Consider the following 13,737-nt stretch of genomic DNA (forward strand, 5'->3'; position numbering starts at 1 on the left):
GAAGACGATATGCAAATAAATCTGACTGGACACCATGTAGACATCACGGATTCCCTGCGTGACTATGTGAACAGCAAGTTTTCCCGACTGGAGCGTCATTTCGACAACATTACCAATGTACACGTCGTCCTCACACTCGAAAAATTGCAACAGGTTGCCGAAGCCAAAATCCATCTCAGCGGCGGTGAACTCTTTGCCAACTCTCAACATGACGATATGTATGCCGCCATCGATGGCTTGATCGACAAGCTCGATCGCCAGATCATCAAACACAAAGAGAAGCTCAAGCAAAAATAACCATGGAAGTCGCCGACATACTTAGCAGGGACTGCACCCGCAGTGCAGTCCCCTGCACGAGCAAAAAACGTGCTCTGGAAATCATCAGTGAACTGGCCGCCCTGCATCTCGATGTCAGCAGCCAGCAGTTGTTCGACTGCCTGCTGGCCCGGGAAAAAATGGGTAGCACCGGCATCGGTAACGGTATCGCCATTCCCCATGGCCGTATCGGCAATAACAACCGGGCGACGGCGGTGTTACTCACCTTTGCCGACCCGGTGGAATTCGATGCCATCGACAATCAACCGGTGGGCCTGGTGTTTGCCCTGCTGGTACCGGAGCAGGAGTGTAAACTGCATCTCAAGACACTGTCATTGATTGCCGAAAAACTCAGCAACAAGCAAGTCTGCAAGCAATTGCGCCAGGCCGGCAGCGATGACGAACTCTACAACATCATGGTTTCTTCCTGAGGAGAGCAATATGCAGTTGGTGATCGTCAGTGGTCGTTCGGGCTCGGGTAAAACCGTGGCCCTGCGTGTGCTCGAGGATCTGGGCTATTACTGTGTCGACAATCTGCCCGTCGAGTTGCTGCCCGACCTGGTACAGATGCGTCGGCGCGAACCCGGTGAGGTGGCGGTCAGTATCGACGTGCGCAACCTGCCCGACAGTGCCGACAAACTGGAAGCCTGTCTGGCCGAAGTGTGCGCCATGGAAGGCGTCAGCCTGTCGAGTATCTTCATCGATGCGGACAACGCCGCCCTTATTCGCCGCTTCGGCGACACCCGCCGACTGCACCCTCTGTCTCGTCTCAGCCTGACCCTGGACGAAGCCATCCGTCAGGAGACCCATCTGCTGGCGCCCTTGTCTTCCGCCGCCGATCTACGCATCGATACCTCCGACCTCAGCATTCACGATCTGAGCGAAATTATCCGCGCCCGTATTCTCGGCAAGAAGGAACGGGAGCTGAACTGGGTATTCGAGTCCTTCGGCTACAAATACGGTATCTCTCAGGATGCGGACTTCGTGTTCGATGCCCGCTTTCTGCCCAACCCCCACTGGATAGCCGAACTGCGCCCCTTTACCGGCCAGGACGAGCCGGTCGCCGGCTATCTGGGCAGCCAGCCCGAGGTCACCAAGTACCTGTGGCAGATTGAAAACCTGCTGGTCACCTGGATGCCGCATCTGGAACGCAACAACCGCAGCTATGTCACTGTCGCCATCGGCTGCACCGGGGGCAAGCACAGATCCGTGTATATCGTCGAACAGCTGGCGCGGGTATTCCGGCAGATGGGCAAAAGCGTACAACTGCGCCACCGCACCCTGGAAAAAAAACATGGCTAGAATTGAGCGAGATCTGCAAATCGTCAACAAGCTCGGACTCCATGCCCGAGCCGCCATTCAGCTGGTGCAGTTAACGCAACAATTCGATGCCACCGTCACCGTCTGTACTCAGGAAAAACAGGCCCCGGCCAACAGCGTCATGGGCCTGCTGATGCTGGAGACCGCCCAGGGGCACGCCATTCGCGTCGTCGCCGAAGGGCCGGATGCAGAAGCGGCCATGAACGCCGTGTCCCGCCTGGTCGCCGACCGCTTCAACGAATCGGAATAATTCCCCTATCCCGTCCCGCGCAGAGGCCTGAGCCCGGATGACAGAATCAATCGAAAAACCAAGGACGCCGGATCACCTGGAAACCATCACCCAGGCGCTGAACGGCGGCATGTTCGTGCACGTTCGCCGCATGCTGCAGCAGATGCGCCCAGGCGACGTCGCCTGGCTGCTGGAATCTTCCCCCTCCCCCAGCCGCAAGGTCTTGTGGCAACTGATAGATCCGGATGAATACGGCGAAATTCTGGAAGAGCTGTCGGAAGAAGTCAGGGACGGTATTATCCGGTTGATGGATCCGGGAAAGCTGGCCGCCGCGCTGGAAGACATGGAGTCGGACGATCTGGCCTATGTACTGCGGGACCTGCCCGAGCAGCTGTTCAACCAGGTGCTCACCCAGATGGACGAGCAGGACCGGCAGCGGGCACAACAGGCGTTGTCATACCCGGAAGATACCGCCGGCTCCATCATGAACACCGAGTTCATTACCCTGCGCGCCGATGTCAGCATCGAGGTGGTACTGCGTTATCTGCGCCTGCACACCGAACTGCCGGAGGGCACCGATACCCTCTATGTGGTCGATCAACATAACCGGCTGCTGGGCGATATCTCCCTCGCCAGACTGGTGGTGCAGGATCCGGCCACCAGGGTCGCCGACGCCATGGACACCCAGGTGGAAGCCATTCCGCTGGCCATGAGCGATACCGAAGTCGCCAACCTGTTCGAGCGCCACGACTGGCTATCGGCCCCTGTGGTCGACGACGACTACCAGTTGCTGGGCCGTATCACCATCGATGACGTGGTGGACATCATCCGTGAAGAGGGTGAGCACTCCATGATGGGCATGGCCAAGATGGACGATGATGAAGATACCTTCGCGCCGGTGCTGACCAGTGCCCGCCGTCGCTCCATCTGGCTCACCGTCAACCTGGGTTCGGCCCTGCTCGCCGCCAGCGTGTCCAACATGTTCGAAGAAACCCTGTCACAGCTGGCCACCCTGGCCATTCTGATGACCATAGTGCCTTCCATGGGCGGCATCGCCGGCAATCAGACCCTGGCACTGGTGATCCGCGGCATGGCGGTAGGCCATATCGGCGACAGCAACGCCCGCTGGCTGCTGACCAAGGAAGCACTGGTGGGGCTGTTCAACGGCCTGCTGTGGGCGGTGATGGTGGCGATAGTGGTGAGTCTGTGGAAAGGCAGCTGGGAGATAGGCCTGGTGCTGGCATCGGCCATGTTCATCAACCTGTCGGTGGCCGGTCTGGCCGGCGCCGCCATTCCGCTGGTCATGCGCAAGCTCAACATCGATCCGGCGCTGGCCGGCTCCATGGCCCTGACCACCGTCACCGACATCGTCGGCCTGTTCTCCTTCCTCGGCCTCTCGACCCTGATCCTGCTGCACTGAATTAAAGCTGTAAGCGGTCAGCCTGTCACTTAGTCACAAGTTTTTGTTGATCTTAATGATGTCATCAGGCAAAACGCACTGCTCAGCCGACACGCCGTAAACCCCTCCCTGGGGGCTCAAACCGCGCCATCCTTGGCGCGGATGGTCGGTTGAGCAGACACCCTTTGCCCTCCCGTTGGCAGCGGAGTGGTCTGTCAGTGGTGTTCACCGACGACTCGGCGCCTAAAAAGAAGTGACTGGGATAGCCTCAGCCGACCATCACATGACAGGACGTCATGTGCTGAGCGTCGCAGGGATGCGGTTTAGCGTGTCGGAAGAGGCTACCCAGTTGCCTCTGAGCCTATTTTACGGACTGACAGACTTACAGTTCTTATTGTCCGGCGATTTTCATCTCGTCGATCAGCACCGAGCCGGTCTGCAGGCTGGAGCGGGTTTCCACGTCGGTACCGATGGCCTGAATGCCCGCAAACATATCTTTCAGATTACCGGCGATGGTGATCTCTTCCACCGGATAGGCGATTTCACCGTTTTCCACCCAGAAACCGGCCGCACCGCGGGAATAGTCGCCGGTGACGATATTCACGCCCTGGCCCATCATTTCGGTCACCAGCAGGCCGGTGCCCATCATCTTCAGCAACTGTTCCAGACGGTGACCGCTGTTCGCCACCGTCCAGTTGTGAATGCCACCGGCGTGGCCGGTCAGCTCCATGCCCAGCTTGCGGGCCGAATAGCTGGTCAGCAGGTAGGATTTCAGCTCACCCTTCTCGATGATATGACGATCGTGCGTGCGCACCCCTTCGTTATCGAACGGCGAGCTGGCCAGTCCCTTGTGCAGGTGCGGCTGTTCGTGAATATCGAACCAGTCGGGAAAAATCCGCTCGCCAAGGGCATCGAGCAGAAAGGACGATTGGCGATACAGGTTGCCGCCGCTGATGGCCATCACCAGATGGCCGAACAGGCTGGCGGCCACGTCCGGGTGAAACAGCACCGGCGCCCGGGTGGTGTCGATTTTACGTCCACCCAGACGCCCCAGGGTGCGACTGACGGCTTCATCCGCCACCTGTTCGGGCGTCCAGAGATCCTCGAAGCTGCGCGCCGAGGTGTAGCCGTATTCACGCTGCATGTCGCCGTTCTGTTCGCCGATCAGCACACAGCTCATGCCGAAGCGGCTGCCCGCATAGCCCTTGATAAAGCCGTGGCTGTTACCGTAGACCTTGATGCCCAGGTTGCTGGAAAAACTGGCGCCGTCCGACTGCTTGATGCGGGGATCCCGGCCCAGCGCCTGTTGTTCGCAGCGCAGCGCCAGTTCGATACCGTCGGCGGGCTCGAGCTGACGAGGGAAGCACAGCTCAAGTTCGGGTGCATCCCAGGCCAGGGTGTCGGCATCGGCGATACCGGCGAAGGGATCGGCGGTGGTATAGCGGGAAATATCCAGCGCCGCCGCCACGGTGCGGGCGATGGCGTCCGGGCGCAGATCCGAGGTAGAGGCAGAGCCCTTGCGACCATCCCGATAAACGGCGATCCCTAGAGCACCGTCCTTGTTGAACTCGATATTTTCCAGTTCGCCGTTACGGGTATTGACCGACAGCCCGGTCTGCTTGCTGATGGACACTTCGGCGCTGTCTGCGCCCAGTCGCCTGGCGCTGTCCAGTGCCTGTTCTACGGCCAGCTCTAGCTGGCGCTGTTCGGTTTGAATTTCTGCTGGGGTCATGATTAACATCGCTGGCTCGGTTTGGAGTTAGCATAACAGACCCCTGCGCGCCTTGGGAGAAGCTGGTAATATATATGTAAATGTTAATTGAGACGGAAAAACTATGAGCCAGCATGACGATCCCACCGGGCACGATGATGAAATCGAATGGGTCAGTAAAAGTGAGATGAAACGGGAAAGCCGCGCCCTGCAGAAACTCGGTGAGTCACTGGTCAAGCTTCAACCCCATGAACTGGCCAGGGTGCCACTGGACGAGGATTTGCTGGAAGCCATAGAGCTGGCGCACAAACTCCACAACAAGCGGGAAGGTCTGCGCCGGCACATGTCCTATATCGGCAAGCTGATGCGCACCCGGGACGTCACCGATATTCAGAAGGCACTGGCGGGCTTCGAGCACAAGAGCGCCGTGGCCAACGCCCAGTTTCACAAGCTGGAATTGTGGCGTGACCGCCTGATCAAGGAAGGCGACAAAGGGGTGAACGCCCTGCTGGCCGAGCACCGTAATCTGGATCGGCAAAAACTGCGTCAGCTGGCTCGCCAGGCTCGCAAGGAACTGGCCGCCGGCCTGCCCCCCCAGGGTTACCGCGAACTGTTTCAGTATCTGAAGCTGAATCTGGGATCCGACGCCTCTTAATCATGACCGGGCCGTCCTCTTGATCATGACCGAGCCGTCATTGATGACGAAGCAAGGATGACGAAGCAAGATAAGCCGGACAGCACAACGGGAGCCACGGCTCCCGTTGTTATTAACAGGGTCACTCAGCAGTTAAAAACACATATCCGCCGGTTTTTTACCCATTTTACGTAATTTGGCACATTCACGGTTATCAGCACCGTCGCCCTCGCTCGCCATTTCCTGCACTACAGGCTGCTGCACATTCAGTACCGAACCGGCCTGAGCCGGCATTAACATCAACCCAAGGACAGAGGCAAAGGCTATCGATAGCAATGCTTTCATCATTATCGCCTCCAGGTTGCCGCCACGCTTTTGCGTGATTCAGCACCCTGTTAGACATCGTCTTGCCCCTGGAGTGCACAGAAAAAAACCATTAACTATTGGTTAACAATGCAAGGCTGACAATACAAGGTTGATAATACAACCCGAAAATCAATCAGGGTGCTTACTGAGTACCACCTACCGTCATCCGATCCAGCTTGAGTGTCGGCTGGCCGACCCCTACCGGTACGCTCTGGCCATCCTTGCCACACACGCCCACACCGGCATCCAGTGCCAGATCGTTCCCCACCATGGAGACCTGACTCATGGCCTCGGGGCCGTTGCCGATCAGGGTCGCCCCCTTGATTGGCGCCGTCAGCTTGCCGTCTTCGATGAGATAGGCCTCGGAGGCGGAGAACACGAAACGACCGGAGGTAATATCCACCTGGCCACCGCCAAAGTTGGGCGCATAGATGCCCTTCTTCACGCTGCTGATGATCTCTTCCGGCGGTGTCTCGCCCGGTAACATATAGGTGTTGGTCATGCGCGGCATCGGCAGATGAGCATAAGACTCCCGCCGGCCGTTGCCGGTCGGTGCCATCCCCATCAGTCGGGCATTGAGCTTGTCCTGCATGTAGCCCTTGAGGATGCCGTTTTCGATCAGCACGTTATAACCGGTGGCGGTGCCTTCATCGTCGATGGTCAGCGAGCCCCGACGGTTCGGCAAGGTACCGTCATCCACTATGGTGCACAAACTGGAGGCGACCTGTTCGCCGATTCGACCGGCATAGGCGGACGAGCCCTTGCGGTTGAAGTCGCCTTCCAGGCCGTGGCCCACCGCTTCGTGCAGCAAGACGCCGGGCCAGCCGGCACCCAGTACCACCGGCATGGTGCCGGCCGGGGCGTCTATCGCCTCCAGGTTGACCAATGCCTGCCGCACCGCTTCTTTCACATAGCTCATGGCTCTGGGCTGGCCGTCCACTTCCTCCAGGAAATAGTCATAACCGACCCGGCCACCGCCGCCGCTGCCGCCCCGTTCGCGCCGCCCCTTGCGCTCCACCAGCACCGAGCAGTTCAGCCGTACCAGGGGGCGCAGATCGGTGGCCAGGGTACCGTCGGTGGCCAGCACCAGTATCTCTTCATACACACCGGAGATGGAGGCAATCACCTGGGTGACCGCCGGATCCAGGCTGCGGGCGAAGGCATCCATCTGCTGCAACAGGGAAATTTTCTGCTCCCGACTCAGGCTGTCGAGCGGATTGAGGCCGACATAACGCGGCGTGATGGCTCGCTCGCGACCAATCTGGAAGCGACCATCACCGCCCTGCTCGGCAATGCCGCGGGCGGCGCTCACCGCCTGATCCAGCGCCGTCGCCGTCAGTTCATCGGAATAGGCGAAACCGGTCTTTTCACCACTGACCGCCCGCACGCCCACACCCTGCTCTATGTTGTAGCTGCCGTCCTTGACGATACCGTCTTCCAGCACCCAGGACTCGTGCACGCTGTTCTGAAAATAGAGATCGGCAAAGTCGATCTGATGTCGGCTCAGTCGTGCCAGCTGGGCATCCAGCAGCGCCATATCCAGTTCGTTCGGGATCAGCAGGCTGCGGTTAATCTGTTCAATACTCATGCTTGTTTCTCCAAACCGCGCTCAGGCGGGCATGTTGTGCAACCGGCATCTGACGGCGAATACGGGACAGTCGTTCGGGTTCCAGCGGGGCAATGACAAGCCCCTCGCCTTCGGGTAGACAGGCCTGAACCTCTCCCCATGGGTCGAGGATAACCGAATGCCCCCAGGTCTGTCGTTTACCCTGATCGCCGTAGAGGCCCGCCGCCAGCACATAACACTGGTTTTCGATGGCTCGAGCCTGCAGCAGCGGCAGCCAGTGCGCCAGCCCCGTGACCCGGGTAAAGGCCGCCGGTACCATCAGGATCTCGGCACCCCGTTCGCGTAACGCCCGATACAACTCGGGAAAACGTAAATCATAACAGATAGACAAGCCCAGACGCCCGAAGGGGCTGTCGATGACACACAGTTCGTCGCCTGGCGCATAGGTGGCCGACTCCCGGTATCGGCCATGACCATCTGCGACATCCACATCGAACAGGTGCAACTTGTGATAATGACCGACTCGCTCGCCCTGCTCGTTATAGACCAGGCTGGTGGCGTGGAGCCGTTCACTACCCTGGATACGGGTCGGCATGGAACCGACCAGCAGCCAGATGCCCAGCTCGCGCGCCCACCGGCTGAACTGATCCTGTATCGGGCCTTCGCCCAATGGCTCGGCCAGCTCCAGCACCGCCTTCTTGCTGCCGAACACCACGGCATTTTCCGGCAACTGCACCAGCAGCGGACGCGTCGATGGCAATTGCCGCAGCCAGGCTTCCAGCCTGGTCCGGTTCTCCGGCCAGTCCGGGCCGGCCGTTATCTGTATCGCAACCAGTTCCATGGCGTACTCCTTATTGATTACCGGGCACCGTGACCCGTTGCTGCTCCCGCCCCACTTCGGTCACCCTGGGCTGATCCAGAGAACCCTCTACCCGGTAGCGGATACGGGTGAACACATCCACCACAGGGCCCAGTACCTTGGACAGCGCCAACACATAAAGCCCGGTTACCGGGGTGACCGCAAAGGCCGCCAGCACCGGCAGGTTACCGGTCAGATTCGGGGTAAACTCCAGCTGATAATCGAGCCGCTCCGCCGCCAGATCCACCAGACCACTGCCGCGCAGATTTCCGGCGGCACCATTCAGGGCCAAATCGTCATTCTGCAAGACGCCGTTGTGCAGTTCGCCGCTGGCATTGATACGGTCAAAGTAGAAGCCCTGCTCGAACACGTCGCGAAAGTCCAGCCGTAGTCGACGCATGACCGACTCCATGCTCAGTACCGACAAGAGACCAGCGCCCCTGTCATTCACTTCACGCAGCACACCGGCGCCGGTATCGGCGCTCAGCAGACCGTTCAGGCTGGCCAGATCCGGCCGCCAGGGCACATCCAGCCAGCGCAGTTGTCCTTCCAGCCGGGCCGGGGTTTCGCTGAATGGTGACTCCCGGTCCAGCGCCTGCCACAACCGCTGCAAGGATGGCGTGCTGCTCTGCCACTCCAGCCGGCTCAGGTTGCCGCTCTGATGTTGCAACCACTGGCCATGCGCCCTGGCCTGCAGCAGCGGGCCATCCAGGCTCAGCCCGGTCAGCTGCACGCCATTCTGCTCGGGCCGGGGAAGCAGCTCGAAGGCCACCTTGCCCAGCGCCAATTGTTGCCAGCGGCAATCGTCACAGCGAAATTGCACCGCCGGCAACCGGCCGGGATGCAGCTCGTCTTGCGCCAGGGCCGGTTTTACCGCTGGTTTTACTGTTGATTTTACTGCTGGCAAAACGCCTGATGTATTCGAGTCCGGTGTCAGCCAGAGTCGCCTGAAATGCGCCTGCAGCGGCTGGGCGTCGCCCCAGCTCAGGGTGCCCTCCGCCTGTTCGGCGCTCACGTTCAGCTGCTGTCGCCGTCCCTTCGCTGGCCCGACCGACAACCGGAGTTGGTTCAGGGAGTGCTGCCAGAGCCGGGCCCGATGGGCCTGCACCGACACCCGGTAGGGCGCTGGCCACGCAACTCGGGGCTCGGTGCCGGGCTGAGCGGCATTATTTTGCGAGAAACGGCGCTGCGAAGCATCGGGGCGGGACAACGCCTGTTGCCATTCCTTTAGCAGCACCAGCCAGTCATCCAGCGGCAAGTCCGGCACCCGCACCGCTATATCCAGCGGCGCCCGGGGCAATGTTGACTGCGCACCGGCACCGGCCGACAGCCACAACCGCTGAACTTTGACGCCGTTCGGCCCGAAGCCCAGCCCGGCCAGACCCCGGATCTGTTCCCCCAGGGTCAGCTCAATCCGCGCCTGCCGCCCATCGCCCGTCAGTTCGAGGTGGCTGGGCCAGACGGGGTTGCCGGCCTTGTTCAGCGGCGGCGGCAAGCGGCTGACGAGCCCTTGCAGCGTCGAGTCGGCCTCGAAGCGGTAGTCCAGTTCCCCCTGCTCCGCCAGCGTCAGCTCGAGTTTGCCGCGCCAGTCGGCTGCGCCCTCTAATACCTGCAGCGGCGGATAGGCCAGTGCCAGTTCGGTAGCCTGTAGCCGGCCCTTCATATCGAGGTCCACTTGGTAGCCGGCGGCGGTCTGCTGTCCGCGGTAATCCAACTGCAGCGGTTGCCCGTTCCACTTGGCCTGCATGGCCTGGAACCGGGTTTGTCGTTCATCAAACAGCAGGCGACCGCTGACCTCGTTGAGCGGCAGATCCAGCGGTTTGACTCGTACCCGGTTGTGCGCAAAGTCGACATGACCGCCGATGGCCACCTGGCCGCCGTGCAACGGGATTTCCAGCGCCAGCCGGCCCTTCAGCGGACCCGTCACCTGCACCTGCTCCAGGGTGGTGCCGACCGAGGTCGACAGGGGGGAGTCCTGCAGATAGGCGGTGACCGCCTCGCCTTCTCCTGCGATATCGGCGCTGAGCTGCAGATTGGCCCTCTTGTTCAGCGGCACTATGCGCGCATCGATGGTACTGGCCGCCACCGCGCCCAGCCGCCCGCTTGGACCCCGCATAAAGAGACCGTCATTTTCAAACAGTAAATCCAGACTGAGATCGGTCAGGGGCAGCCAGTCCGGATAGAAGCGAAACTCGGCCTGGCGCAGCGGCACCCTCGCCTGAAAAATACCACTGCCATCCCGATAGGGAAAACCGTTGAGCCGGCCATACCAGAGCACTTCGGCACCGTCGGCCTGGCCGCCGCGAATGGCTCCCTGCAGATAGTCCACCAGCGGCGCCCCCATCAGCGGCTCGGGAAAATAGCTGAAGGCCCGCTCTGCCCGCAATACATCGACCCGTGCCGAGGTGCTGAGCAGGGGCGCGCCCTGGTTCGGCACTTGCAGGCTGAACCAGCCCTGCAGCGCCAGATCGGCGGTGTTCACCGCCAGTTCATCGCTCCACAACAGCCAACCGTCCTGTTGTTTGCGCCAGCGCAACCCGGCCGACAGCCGTTGCATCGGCCAGGGCGCGCGGAAGGCACCGTCATAGACCCAGTCGGCCGCCTCTTGTTGATTCAGGCTCAAGTGGCCGTGGTCGGCGGCCAGCAGAAAATGGCCGTTGAGACCCCGGGTTTGCGGTGTCCATTCGAAGGCGCTGGTGCTGACGTCTTCCAGCGAGCCTCGCCAGCGCCAGTCGTCACCGGCAGCGGTGGAGGAAAAATAGAGGTTGGTCAGATGGCCCCGAGGAGCAATACCGGCCAGCTGGCGGGCAATGGCCGGCCAGAAGCTGTCGCCCCACTGGGCCAGCAGAGCCAGGTCGGTAAAGGTCAGTCGATCCAGATAGCCATGCAGCCGCTCCTGCTGCCGGTCCAGCTGAAGATGCCAGCTCGGCCAGACATCACCGTCGACACTGATATCGACATCGCTGCTGGCCAGCTGCCAGCCGGCATCGGTCGGCTGCCACTGCATCCGGCCGCCGCCTACCGATACCTGATGATCCTCCCCCCAGCGCAGTCGGTTTTCCCCCAGTTCCAACACCCCGGCGCTGAGCCGCCCCTGTTGCCATTCCAGCCACAATTCGAATGCCAGACGGGCGCTGCCGCCCTGATCCAGAGGCCGGATGCGGGAGAAAATGGAAGAGGCATCAACCCCATCGGCGTGCAGATAGATGCTGCCGTCGAGCCGATCACTCGGGCCGGTGAAACGGCTACTGATGTGCACTTGCTGATCGGCATCGGGACCAAAGCCCAGGCGGCCCCGACCCTGATGCAGGCCGGGCGCATTCTGCCAGTACAGGACGGGAAGGTGCAGCTCGAACAAGTCCTGCTGCGGCGTGCTCACCACCAGCTGGGCATCGTGCAGGGAAAAGCGCTCCACCCCATCGAGCGCCAGCTGAGGCAACCAGCTCAAATCGGCCTGCTGAGCGGCCTGGCGCTCGCCGCCCAGATTCAGGGGCAGACGCAGGCCATCCAGAGTGAGTTCATTCAGCACCGGCCGCCATTGACGCAGACTTTGCCATAGCTGCACGCCCACCAGGGCGCGACGCAGGGTAATGGCCGGCGCCTCCGGGCGGTGCAGACTGACCTGGTTCACCACCAGTACCGGACCGTAATCCTGCCAGCTCAGCCCCAGGCGACCCACTTCCAGGGTCAGCTGCTGCTCGCTCAACAGCCGGTCCAGCCACTGCTGTTGCCAGCCGGCCAGCCAGGGCGAGCCGAAGCGCAACAGGGTCACCAGCACCGCCAGCAATACCGCCGTTGCCGCCAGGCCCAGCCAGGCCCAGCTCAGTCCCCGCCTGAACAGCACAGACACTACATCATCACCACGTCGAACTGTTCCTGATTATACAGGGGCTCGCTGCTGACCTTGACCTGCTTGCCGATAAACACCTCCAGCTCCGCCAGCATGTGAGACTCGTCCTCCTGCAGGGCCGTCGCCACTGCCGTGGACGCATACACCACGAACTTGTCGGCGTCGTAGGCCTTGTTGACCCGGGTGATTTCACGCAGTATCTCGTAGCTGACGGTTTCCACCGTCTTGACCCGAGCCCGGCCGTTGCATTCGGGGCAGGCGCCGCAGAGCACATGCTCCAGACTTTCCCGGGTGCGCTTGCGGGTCATTTCCACCAGCCCGAGCTGGGAAAAACCGTTGACGTTGGTCTTGGCCCTGTCCCTCGACAGCGCCAGTCCCAGGCTGTGCAGCACCCGCCGCTTGTGATCATCATCATACATGTCGATAAAGTCGATGATGATGATGCCGCCCAGGTTACGCAGCCGCAGCTGCCGGGCAATGGCCTGGGTGGCTTCGGTATTGGTGTTGAAGATGGTTTCTTCGAGGTTGCGGTGGCCGACGAAGGCACCGGTGTTGATGTCGACCGTGGTCATGGCCTCGGTCTGATCGATGATCAGGTAACCGCCGGACTTGAGCTCGACCTTGCGATCCAGCGCCCGCTGAATTTCGTTTTCCACATCATAGAGATCGAAAATCGGCGAACGGCCCTGATAATACTCGATCTTGCCGGACAACTCGGGCACGAACTCCTCGACGAAGGTACAGAGCGTCTCGTAGGTACTGCGGGAGTCGACCCGGATCCGGTCCAGTTCGGCACCGACAAAATCCCGCACTATGCGACAGGCCAGCCCCAGATCTTCATACAGCATGGAGCAGGAAGGATATTTGACGCGCCGCTCCTGGATTTTGCGCCATAACCGCTTGAGGAAGGCCGCATCCTGCGCCAGCTCGGTTTCGCCTATGCCTTCTGCCGCGGTGCGGATAATATAACCGCCCTGCTCGTCGACATAGCCGCCCACTGTCAGCTTGAGCCGCTCCCGCTCCTGTTCCGAATCGATACGCTGAGAGACCCCCACATAGGCGCTGCCGGGCATGAACACCAGATAACGGGACGGCAGGGTAATATCGGTGGTCAGGCGCGCGCCCTTGGTACCCAGGGGATCCTTGACCACCTGTACCATGATGTCCTGGCCCTGACGGACCAGCTCGGCGATGTTACCGGCCTGAAAATGCGCTTGTTCCTTGGTATCCACGCATTCGGTATGCGGCACTATGTCGGAGGCATGCAGAAACGCCGCCCGCTCACCGCCAATATCGACAAAGGCCGCCTGCATGCCGGGCAGCACCCGACTGACCTTGCCTTTGTAGATATTGCCGACGATACCGCGCCGGGCCTGACGCTCCACATGCACTTCCTGCAGAATACCGTTTTCCACCAGCGCCACCCGGGTTTCCGCGGGGGTCATATTGATTATCAGTTCTGCAGACATGCGAGCTCCGCCCTTAGG

General features: G+C 60.9%; 12 protein-coding genes. 6 read left to right on the plus strand and 6 right to left on the minus strand.

Annotated features, from left to right (window positions below; genetic code table 11):
* Window positions 1-9 precede the first annotated feature (9 nt).
* Genes hpf through mgtE form a run of 5 tightly spaced genes read left to right on the plus strand, consistent with a single transcriptional unit; the run spans window position 10 to window position 3,284 of the window.
* Window positions 10-297: a ribosome hibernation promoting factor gene (hpf, locus tag HNR62_RS06930; protein ID WP_204795359.1), complete on the plus strand. Its 288-nt coding sequence runs from the start codon at window positions 10-12 to the stop codon at window positions 295-297.
* A gap of 2 nt (window positions 298-299) precedes the next feature.
* Window positions 300-746, plus strand: coding sequence for a PTS IIA-like nitrogen regulatory protein PtsN (gene ptsN, locus HNR62_RS06935; protein WP_204795360.1), 447 nt, complete (start codon window positions 300-302; stop codon window positions 744-746).
* A gap of 10 nt (window positions 747-756) precedes the next feature.
* Window positions 757-1,617, plus strand: coding sequence for an RNase adapter RapZ (gene rapZ / locus HNR62_RS06940; RefSeq protein ID WP_204795361.1), 861 nt, complete (start codon window positions 757-759; stop codon window positions 1,615-1,617).
* Complete coding sequence (locus HNR62_RS06945; protein ID WP_204795362.1) at window positions 1,610-1,885, plus strand: HPr family phosphocarrier protein; 276 nt, start codon at window positions 1,610-1,612, stop codon at window positions 1,883-1,885. The genes rapZ and HNR62_RS06945 overlap by 8 nt, the downstream gene beginning before the upstream one ends.
* A 37-nt stretch (window positions 1,886-1,922) precedes the next feature.
* Window positions 1,923-3,284, plus strand: a complete 1,362-nt coding sequence (mgtE, locus tag HNR62_RS06950; RefSeq protein ID WP_204795363.1) for a magnesium transporter — start codon at window positions 1,923-1,925, stop codon at window positions 3,282-3,284.
* A gap of 370 nt (window positions 3,285-3,654) precedes the next feature.
* Here the strand turns inward: mgtE and pmbA are convergent, their stop codons facing one another.
* The gene (gene pmbA / locus HNR62_RS06955; protein ID WP_204795364.1) at window positions 3,655-4,995 is read right to left on the minus strand and encodes a metalloprotease PmbA; all 1,341 of its coding nucleotides are present in this window, start codon (window positions 4,993-4,995) and stop codon (window positions 3,655-3,657) included.
* A 103-nt stretch (window positions 4,996-5,098) separates the two neighbouring features.
* Here pmbA and yjgA point away from each other — a divergent pair, with 103 nt between their 5' ends.
* A complete protein-coding gene (gene yjgA / locus HNR62_RS06960; protein WP_204795365.1) occupies window positions 5,099-5,629 on the plus strand; it encodes a ribosome biogenesis factor YjgA in 531 nt (176 codons plus the stop codon).
* A 132-nt stretch (window positions 5,630-5,761) separates the two neighbouring features.
* On the opposite strand, the gene HNR62_RS06965 is transcribed toward yjgA, so the two are convergent.
* The 5 genes from HNR62_RS06965 to rng form a co-directional block, all read right to left on the minus strand.
* Window positions 5,762-5,956, minus strand: coding sequence for a hypothetical protein (locus HNR62_RS06965; RefSeq protein ID WP_204795366.1), 195 nt, complete (start codon window positions 5,954-5,956; stop codon window positions 5,762-5,764).
* Between the two features lie 160 nt (window positions 5,957-6,116).
* A complete protein-coding gene (tldD, locus tag HNR62_RS06970; RefSeq protein ID WP_204795367.1) occupies window positions 6,117-7,562 on the minus strand; it encodes a metalloprotease TldD in 1,446 nt (481 codons plus the stop codon).
* On the minus strand, window positions 7,552-8,382 hold the full coding sequence (locus HNR62_RS06975; protein WP_204795368.1) for a carbon-nitrogen hydrolase family protein: 831 nt from the start codon (window positions 8,380-8,382) through the stop codon (window positions 7,552-7,554). Before HNR62_RS06975 ends, tldD begins: the two co-directional genes overlap by 11 nt.
* 10 nt (window positions 8,383-8,392) lie before the next feature.
* A complete protein-coding gene (locus HNR62_RS06980; protein ID WP_338044082.1) occupies window positions 8,393-12,250 on the minus strand; it encodes a YhdP family protein in 3,858 nt (1,285 codons plus the stop codon).
* Window positions 12,250-13,719, minus strand: coding sequence for a ribonuclease G (rng, locus tag HNR62_RS06985; RefSeq protein WP_204795369.1), 1,470 nt, complete (start codon window positions 13,717-13,719; stop codon window positions 12,250-12,252). The genes HNR62_RS06980 and rng overlap by 1 nt, the downstream gene beginning before the upstream one ends.
* Window positions 13,720-13,737 lie beyond the last annotated feature (18 nt).

Origin of the sequence: Oceanisphaera litoralis, assembly GCF_016907015.1 — a bacterium.
Classification (GTDB): Bacteria; Pseudomonadota; Gammaproteobacteria; order Enterobacterales; family Aeromonadaceae; genus Oceanimonas; species Oceanimonas litoralis.

Bases quoted from the DNA above. Each gene is read 5' to 3' on its own strand.
- HNR62_RS06945 (WP_204795362.1), top strand. From the start codon at position 1,610: ATGGCTAGAATTGAGCGAGATCTGCAAATCGTCAACAAGCTCGGACTC.
- ptsN (WP_204795360.1), top strand. From the start codon at position 300: ATGGAAGTCGCCGACATACTTAGCAGGGACTGCACCCGCAGTGCAGTC.
- rapZ (WP_204795361.1), top strand. From the start codon at position 757: ATGCAGTTGGTGATCGTCAGTGGTCGTTCGGGCTCGGGTAAAACCGTG.
- HNR62_RS06975 (WP_204795368.1), bottom strand. From the start codon at position 8,382: ATGGAACTGGTTGCGATACAGATAACGGCCGGCCCGGACTGGCCGGAG.
- rng (WP_204795369.1), bottom strand. From the start codon at position 13,719: ATGTCTGCAGAACTGATAATCAATATGACCCCCGCGGAAACCCGGGTG.
- tldD (WP_204795367.1), bottom strand. From the start codon at position 7,562: ATGAGTATTGAACAGATTAACCGCAGCCTGCTGATCCCGAACGAACTG.
- hpf (WP_204795359.1), top strand. From the start codon at position 10: ATGCAAATAAATCTGACTGGACACCATGTAGACATCACGGATTCCCTG.
- mgtE (WP_204795363.1), top strand. From the start codon at position 1,923: ATGACAGAATCAATCGAAAAACCAAGGACGCCGGATCACCTGGAAACC.
- HNR62_RS06965 (WP_204795366.1), bottom strand. From the start codon at position 5,956: ATGATGAAAGCATTGCTATCGATAGCCTTTGCCTCTGTCCTTGGGTTG.
- pmbA (WP_204795364.1), bottom strand. From the start codon at position 4,995: ATGACCCCAGCAGAAATTCAAACCGAACAGCGCCAGCTAGAGCTGGCC.
- yjgA (WP_204795365.1), top strand. From the start codon at position 5,099: ATGAGCCAGCATGACGATCCCACCGGGCACGATGATGAAATCGAATGG.